We start from the raw sequence: 6,696 nt of genomic DNA, 5'->3' as shown, positions 1-6,696 counted from the left end.
GGCCCGGCCCGCGCCGCCCGGCCGGGCCAGCGCCGCGTCCCGCAGGCCGCGGGCCACCCCGGCGGGCAGCACCCGTGAGGCGTACCGGCGCTCCGACTCCAGGCCCTTCTCCGTGCCGACGCTGCGCGCCACCAGCGCCTTGGACAGGCCCTCGGCGTAGGCGCGGGTACGGAAGTAGGCGAAGTGCTCGCGCGGCGCGGGCACCCGGTGATGGATGACCGCGCGGTCGTCGATCAGCAGGACGGCGTCCGGCCGGGCCCGGGTGAGCCGGATGCACAGTTCCGTCTCCTCGCAGCCCAGCGGCCGCTTGTCGCCGTCGCGTCCGATCCCGGTGGCGAACCCGCCCGCCGCGTCGAACGCCTCCCGGCGGAACGACGCGTTGCCGCCGAGCACGTTGCGCACCCGGACCCGGCCGGGCGGCAGGCCGCGGTACGTGCAGCCCACCACCCAGTCGAACTCCTCCGGGAACCACACGGGCCGGCGCCCCGACGCCCAGACGGGCACCGTGCGCCCGCCGACCGCCATGACGCGCGGATCGGCGTACGCGGCGGCGAAGTACGCGAGCCAGTCCCGCTCGGCCACGGCGTCGTCGTCGAGGAAGGCGATCACCTCGCCGCGCGCGGCGGCGATCCCGGTGTTGCGCCCGGCGGACAGCCCGCGCGGACCCGCGTTGGCGAGCACCCGGACGTCCGGTGTCTCCTTGTACTCCTTGGCCAGCCGGTCCCGCAGCGTCGCGTTGTGGTCGACGACCAGCAGCGTCTCCAGGGCCGGGCGGGACTGCGCCCGCACCGAGGAGACCGCCGCGAGGATGTCCTCCCAGCGGTCCTCGGTGTACGCGCAGATCACCACGGAGATGGGGATGTCGGGTGAGGTGCGCGGTGCGCTCAAGACACCTTCCCCCGGACCGTGCTCCCCAGCACCGGCGACTGCGGGCGGCTGCCGCGCAGCGCACGCCGGTTGGAGCGCTCCTCCAGGATGACTCTCAGCACCCGCAGTCCGTCCCGCACCGCGCGCAGGTTGCTCGCGCCGTGGATGCGCAGGTACTCGTGGCTGGGGATCTCCTGGACCTTCAGGCCGGCCTTGACGACCCGGATGTTCATCAGGGTCTCGACCTCGAACCCCGTGCAGTCCAGCTCGATCTTGTCCAGGCAGTGCCGCCAGAACGCGTTGTAGCCGTAGCACAGGTCGGTGTAGCGCGCGCCGAACTTGCGGTTGACGACCGAGCACAGCGCGGCGTTGCCCATCTTGCGGATGAAGGTCATGTCGTCGGTGCCGCCGCCGTTGGCGAAGCGGGAGCCCTTGGCGAAGTCGGCGCCCGAGACGAGCGCGGACACGTACGACACGATCTCCTGGCCGTCGGCCGAGCCGTCCGCGTCGACCATCACGATGATGTCACCGGTGCACGCCTTGAAACCGGTGATCAGCGCGTCCCCCTTGCCCTTGCCGCGCTGCTCCACGACCTTGACGTCCGGCCACAGCTCCCGCGCGACCGCGACGGTGTCGTCCGTGGAGTTGCCGTCCACCAGCACGACCTCGTGGATCCAGTCGGGCAGCGTCTTGAAGACGTACGGCAGGTTCTCCGCCTCGTTCATCGCCGGTATCACCACGCTCACCGGCGGAGCTATCGCCAGATGCGAGGAGACGGGCCGGTACGTCGTCCCCGCCGGGTCCTTGCCGGTGGCCGGCGGCTGCAGAACTGAGCTCATGAGTCTGGTCCCTCTCGTCCGGCGGACCGCCCGCCCCAGGGGCGGTCCGGCATCGTGTCCGGTTCGAAAGGGGGGTTGGTCTCACCCACGGCACGGCAGCGCTGACGCTCCGTGCGCACCGGTGAGCTGGCGAAACTGGCCGACCGCGGAAAACGGCAGCCGACCGCGCGGCACGACCGGCCCGGTTGATGGTGCGGTCACCGAGCACGGCACCCCCCTACCGCGCCCCACCCCGGTCCGTCGCGGTCTTGAGCCCTCCCCTAGAGCCGCTTGCTGACGATCCGGTGCGGGTGAGATGTATGACGGTATTGACGATTGAACCCGTATGGCAAGACCTGGAACGAGCCCTCACGTTTTCGTTGTTTTGCGGCCTCAATGTCGCGCAGTCACCGCAGCCGGTCAAGACGGCCTCGGTGTTCCCGCCGGTCCCGCGGCGGCCCGCCGGTGTCCACGTTCACGTGAAATTTGGCATGAGCACTTCCGGTCAACACGCGTAGCTGTTACCACTGTTCAAGCAGAGAACCTGCTAAAGGAGGTTCCATGAGACGTTCCCGACTTGTCGGATACCTGAGTTCACTCCTCCTCGCCGCCTGCGCGACCCTGACCGGGGCCGCCACCGCGCAGGCGGCCGATTCCGCCGCCGCCACCGGCTATGTCGCGCTCGGCGACTCCTACTCCTCCGGGGTGGGGGCCGGCAGCTACACCTCCGAGAGCGGCGACTGCAAGCGCAGCACCAAGGCGTACCCGCAGCTCTGGGCCACCGCCAACTCCCCCTCCTCCTTCGACTTCACCGCCTGCTCCGGCGCCCGTTCGAGTGATGTTCTCGCCGGACAGCTGGGCCCCCTCGGCTCCGCCACCGGCCTGGTCTCGATCAGCGTCGGCGGCAACGACGCGGGCTTCGCCGACGTCATGACGACCTGTGTGCTCCAGTCCGAGGCCAACTGCCTCTCGCGCATCGCCACCGCGCGGGCCTACGTCGACTCCACGCTGCCCGGCAACCTCAACGGCGTGTACTCGGCGATCCGCAGCAAGGCCCCCAACGCTCACGTCGTGGTCCTCGGCTATCCCCGCTTCTACCAGCTGGGCACCACCTGCCTCGGCCTGTCCGAGACCAAGCGGAAGGCGATCAACGACGCCTCCGACGCCCTGAACACCAAGGTCGCCCAGCGCGCCGCCGCCTACGGCTTCACCTTCGCCGACGTCCGTACTACCTTCTCCGGCCACGAGATCTGCTCCGGCAGCTCCTGGCTGCACAGCGTCAACCTGCTGAACATCGGCGAGTCCTACCACCCGACGGCCGCCGGGCAGTCGGGCGGCTACCTGCCGGCCCTGAACAGCGCGGCCTGACCCGGCGGCCCGGCGGGGAGACCCTCCCGTCAGGGCGAGTACGGGGAAGTGGAAGACGAGGGGGAGGTCCCGTCCGTCGGGGTCTCCCCCTCGCACGTCACCGAGAACGGCACCGAGTTCGAGGTGGCGTCCACCGGGTCCTTCACCTCGACGCCCAGTTCGCTCTCGACCGTGCCGCTCTCCTCGTACGTCGTCACCACCACCGAGTCCTGCTGCTCGCGACCGCCGTCCGCCGGGAACGACAGCGTCCGCCAGTCCTGCCCGGACAGCACCCCGTCCGGGGTCACCCAGCGGTAGACGACCTTCGCCGGCAGCCGCTCCACCCGGAACGTCGCCGTGAACGCCGGGGCCTCGCCCCGGTCCGGCGGGCAGGACCCCGCGTACTCGGTGCGCGAGCCCGCCACGGACACCTCTACCGACTGCTCGGGCTGGGGCGAACTCTCCTCGCCGCCACCGCCGTTCCCGTCACCGTCGTCGTCGTTGCCGCCCCCGCCCCCGCCGCCCGTCCGGGTGGGTTCGCCGCCGGTGTCCTCGCTCTGCGGCGCCGACGTACTGGTCCGGGCGCCGCCGCCGGCGGTGCCGTCCTTTCCGTCGTCGTCGCCGTCCCGGCCGAGCAGCGCGTACGCCAGCCCCGCCAGCGCCAGCAGGAGCACGGCGAGCCCGGCGGCCAGCGCGACGGCCGCGCGGCGGTTGCGGTCCGGCGTCCCGGCCGTGGCCGTGGCCCCGGCCGCGGGCGTCCCGGCCGTCGGCGCCCCGAACCCCGCGGGCTCCGCGACCGTCGGCGCGTACGGCGGGACCGGCACCGTCGCCGTGCCCGGCAGGCCGCCCGCCGCGATCACCCGCAGATCCTGCTGGGCCCGCTCGGCGGACAGCCGCTCCGCCGGGTCCTTGCGCAGCAGCCCCTCGATGACCGGCGCCAGCGGACCGGCCCTGCGGGGCGGCGGCAACTCCTCGTCCACGATGGCCCGCAACGTGCTCAGCGGGGTGTTCTGCCGGAACGGCGAGAAACCCTCCACCGCCGCGTACAGCAGCACGCCCAGCGACCACAGGTCGGACTCGGGGCCCGGCGTACGGCCCAGCGCCCGCTCCGGCGCCAGGAACTCCGGGGAGCCGATGACCTCCCCGGTCATCGTCAGCGCGGAACTCCCCTCCACGACGGCGATCCCGAAGTCGGTGAGGACCACCCGGCCGTCGTCGGCCAGCAGCACGTTGCCCGGCTTCACGTCCCGGTGCAGCACACCCGCCGCGTGCGCGGCCCGCAGCGCGGCCAGCACCTCTGCGCCGATCCCCGCCGCCCGCCGGGGATCCATCGACCCCTCGGCGTCCAGCACGTCGGCCATGGACAGGCCGCGCACCAGCTCCATCACGATCCAGGGCCGGCCGTCGTCGGTCGCCACGTCGTACACGGTGACCACGTTGGGATGGGTGACGCGGGCCGCGGCCCACGCCTCCCGCTCCAGCCGGGTGTACATCCGCGTCACGTCCGCGGCCGGCAGACCGGCGGGCGCGCGCACCTCCTTGACGGCGACCTCGCGGCGCAGCACCTCGTCGCGGGCCTGCCACACGGTGCCCATCCCGCCCTCGCCGAGGGGGGACAGGAGACGGTAGCGGCCCGCGATCACACGCTCACCACCGGGTTCCTCGAACACCGGCGCCCCCTCCGACGTCTCGCGTGATTCCCCCACAAAAGTAGCTCAGCCAAGGGCTGTTGCCGCCCCCTTCAGCACCAATCCGGCCCCCAGGGCCACCACGACGCAGGCCGAACCCAGCGGGACGCTCCGTCGGACGAGGGCGACCGTCCGCCCCCCGTTCCAGCGGGGACGCCGGGCCAGCGCCCGCGCCATGCCGCCGCCGAACCGGACGACGGCAAAGCCCGCCGCGGTGAGGGTGACGGCGAGTCCCGCCCCGTACGCCACGACCAGCAGCAGCCCGAACCACGCCTTGCCGAGCGCCGCGGCCCCGACCAGCACGACGACGGCCGACGGACTCGGCACCAGCCCCCCGGCGAACCCGAGCAGGATCGTGCCGCGGAGGGTGGGCGCGGTGGCGTGGGAGTGCGTGTGCCCGCCGTGGGTGTGGACGAGGGCGGGGGCATGCGCGGGGTCCTGACCGTGGTCATGGTCATGGCCGTGGTCATGGTCATGGTCATGGCCGTGGTCGTGGTCGTGGTCGTGGTCATGGCCGTGGTCTTGTCCGTGCTCGTTCTCGTGCTCGTGCTTGTGGTCGTGCACGTGATGGTGACCGTGACCGTGGGCGTGGGTGTGGCCATGCCCCGTCCGTCGTGACCGCACCGCCCGGCGAACCAGGTTCGCCCCCGCCAGCGTCACCAGTGCCCCGCTCGCGATGCCCAGCCAGGCGATCACCGACGGGGTCGCCGCCGAGCCCGCGGTGATCAGCAGGCCGAGGGCGACGACGCCCAGGGTGTGGGTGACCGTCACCGACGCGGCGAGCGGCAGGACGTCCCGGAGGCGGGCCCGGGTGCCGCGGGCCGCCGCCGTCGCCGCCATGAGCGTCTTGCCGTGGCCAGGCGCGAGCGCGTGCCCGGCGCCGAGCACGGCGGCGACCAGCAGGGCGAGGGCGGCGAAGCCGACGGTCAGGTCGCGGCGGGCGACGAGCGAGTCCAGCGCCTCGGTGAACCGGTCGGCGCCGCGCGGCAGCACCCCCGCCCCGGGCGCCTCCTGCCGCTCCTCGGCCAGCGCCGCACCGCCGGGCCGCACCCGCAGGGACGCGGTGGCGTCCCGGGGCGGCGTGTTGAGCGAGCCCTTCGGATAGGCCGTCAGTTCGCGGGAGCGGGACGTCTCCGGGACGTCCGACGCCGTGAGCGTCGTCCGGTCGCCGCGCGCGGTGATCTCCCGCCAGCCGGGGTCGGAGGCCACCCCGGCGGCCCGGAAGCCGATCGCCGCCGACGTGTCGCGCGGCAGCGGCGCGGTGAACCGGCACTCCACCCGGAGGGTGTCGAGACCGGCCTGCCCCGGACGCACCCGCGCGGTGCCGGGCCCGGCGGTGAGCGGCACCGCCCGGCCGTCCACGGTGAGCCGGCTGCCCTCGGCGGCCCGGTCGCAGCGCTGCCGGGCCCAGCCGGCCAGTCCCAGGCGCTCCACGTCGGATTTCGCCTGCGTCGCCGGGATCTCGGCGAGATCCTCGACGTGGTCGACGCGGAGCAGGCCGGGGGCGGCGACCAGACCGTCGTAGTGGTTGACGGTGAAGTTGCCCAGCGGGTGGGCGCTCGCGGCCGGGGCCGAGAACAGGGTGAGCCCGCAGACGGCCGCGAGACCCGCGGCGCCGGTGGCGAGGAGGCGGCGGACGTTCATCGGCCGCCCTCCAGAGCCCGGCGGGCCGCGCGGGCACCGGTGGGGGAGAAGCCCGGGTTCAGGTCCAGGGCCGCCTCCAGCGACTTCCGCCCGGCGTCCGCCCGGCCGGCCGCGCGCTCGATCATGCCCCGGTGGTAGAGGAACGCCGCGTCGCGGTACCCGGTGGCGCCGGCCCGGCGGGCGTACGGCAACGCCTCCTCGGCGCGGCCGTTGACGTACAGCGCCCAGCCCAGGGCGTCGGCGGTGTGCACGGTGTGCCGGCGCGACCACTCCTCGCGGGCCGCGCGCAGTGCCGCCCGCCGGTCGCCGTTGTCGGCGGCGGCGAGCGCGGT

5 protein-coding genes and 1 pseudogene are annotated in these 6,696 nt (G+C 73.7%); 1 reads left to right on the top strand and 5 read right to left on the bottom strand.

The features are described from left to right. Window positions 1–888, bottom strand: an 888-nt coding sequence (locus tag UW392_RS26580) for a glycosyltransferase family 2 protein (RefSeq protein ID WP_320777658.1), incomplete at its 3' end; no start/stop codon positions are given. Continuing rightward, on the bottom strand, window positions 885–1,706 hold the full coding sequence (locus UW392_RS26575) for a glycosyltransferase family 2 protein (RefSeq protein WP_320777657.1): 822 nt from the start codon (window positions 1,704–1,706) through the stop codon (window positions 885–887). The genes UW392_RS26580 and UW392_RS26575, both read right to left, overlap by 4 nt. A gap of 540 nt (window positions 1,707–2,246) precedes the next feature. Between UW392_RS26575 and UW392_RS26570 the strand changes: the two genes are divergently transcribed. Further along, on the top strand, window positions 2,247–3,053 hold the full coding sequence (locus UW392_RS26570) for an SGNH/GDSL hydrolase family protein (RefSeq protein WP_320777656.1): 807 nt from the start codon (window positions 2,247–2,249) through the stop codon (window positions 3,051–3,053). A 29-nt stretch (window positions 3,054–3,082) separates the two neighbouring features. Here UW392_RS26570 and UW392_RS26565 read toward each other — a convergent pair whose 3' ends face one another. From UW392_RS26565 to UW392_RS26555, 3 genes and pseudogenes are all read right to left on the bottom strand, one after another. Continuing rightward, the gene (locus UW392_RS26565; protein ID WP_320777655.1) at window positions 3,083–4,702 is read right to left on the bottom strand and encodes a serine/threonine-protein kinase; all 1,620 of its coding nucleotides are present in this window, start codon (window positions 4,700–4,702) and stop codon (window positions 3,083–3,085) included. Window positions 4,703–4,747: 45 nt separating this feature from the next. Continuing rightward, complete coding sequence (locus tag UW392_RS26560; RefSeq protein ID WP_320777654.1) at window positions 4,748–6,364, bottom strand: nickel transporter; 1,617 nt, start codon at window positions 6,362–6,364, stop codon at window positions 4,748–4,750. Beyond that, window positions 6,361–6,696: pseudogene (locus UW392_RS26555) on the bottom strand (hypothetical protein); the annotation flags it as partial. The gene UW392_RS26560 and the pseudogene UW392_RS26555, both read right to left, overlap by 4 nt.

This window comes from Streptomyces sp. CRN 30, assembly GCF_034105845.1.
Note: the sequence above shows the minus strand (reverse complement) of the source record. Positions and strands in the feature narration are given on the sequence as shown.